The sequence below is a fragment of the Neisseria sp. HMSC056A03 genome, from assembly GCF_001815685.1.
Lineage (GTDB): Bacteria > Pseudomonadota > Gammaproteobacteria > Burkholderiales > Neisseriaceae > Neisseria > Neisseria subflava.
On sequence record NZ_KV821650.1, the window covers coordinates 1 to 644 of the forward strand.

Genomic DNA, 644 nt, shown 5'->3' on the forward strand with positions numbered 1-644 from the left:
GACTTCACAATCATCAGCCGATAACGGCGTGTCATTGTCCCATTCTTCAATTTTCCCTAAGGGCGTGGCATTTGAAACGACCTCCATATCTTCCTTTCCAGTTTCCAACCAATACGGGGAAACGTCTAACGCTTTGGCAATAGATACTAAATTTGTTGGGCGTTTGTTACGCCCTGATTCAATAGCTGCGATTGACGCTTGGCTTACTCCCAATAGCTTACTCAATCCTGCCTGACTTAAGCCTTTGTTTCTTCTAGCTTCTCTCAAGCGGTCTTTGATTTCACTCATGCTGCAATTCCTTATGTTGTTATAGGTACAAATGTACTACAAAAAATAATTACTTTGGTACTTGCTTCTAAGTATTTTTGTACTTATAATTATAAAAAAGTTCCACAGAAGGGAAAAAATGAAAGAGACACCACAGGAAATTGTCGTTTTTCTACGGCAATACAAAAGTTCTCTTGAGATTGCAAAAGCTGTCGGATGTTCTCAAGAGTTGATTAACAAGATAGCAAGTGGGGAACGTCAGAATCCGCGATACCAAATCATGGACGGATTGAGAGATTTGGCTAAGGCCGTAGAAAGGAAAAAAAATGAAGAAGCAGAACAGAAATCGCCTGTCAAAGAAAGACAGACGGCTGATT

General features: G+C 40.2%; 2 protein-coding genes. One reads left to right on the forward strand and one right to left on the reverse strand.

The window, feature by feature from the left end; translation table 11 throughout:
• Window positions 1-288: helix-turn-helix domain-containing protein (locus HMPREF3052_RS09260; RefSeq protein WP_141756633.1), on the reverse strand; the 288-nt coding region annotated here is incomplete at its 3' end.
• A gap of 118 nt (window positions 289-406) precedes the next feature.
• On the opposite strand from HMPREF3052_RS09260, the gene HMPREF3052_RS09265 reads away from it, so the two are divergent.
• On the forward strand, window positions 407-644 hold a 238-nt coding region (locus HMPREF3052_RS09265), incomplete at its 3' end, for a hypothetical protein (protein WP_070749603.1).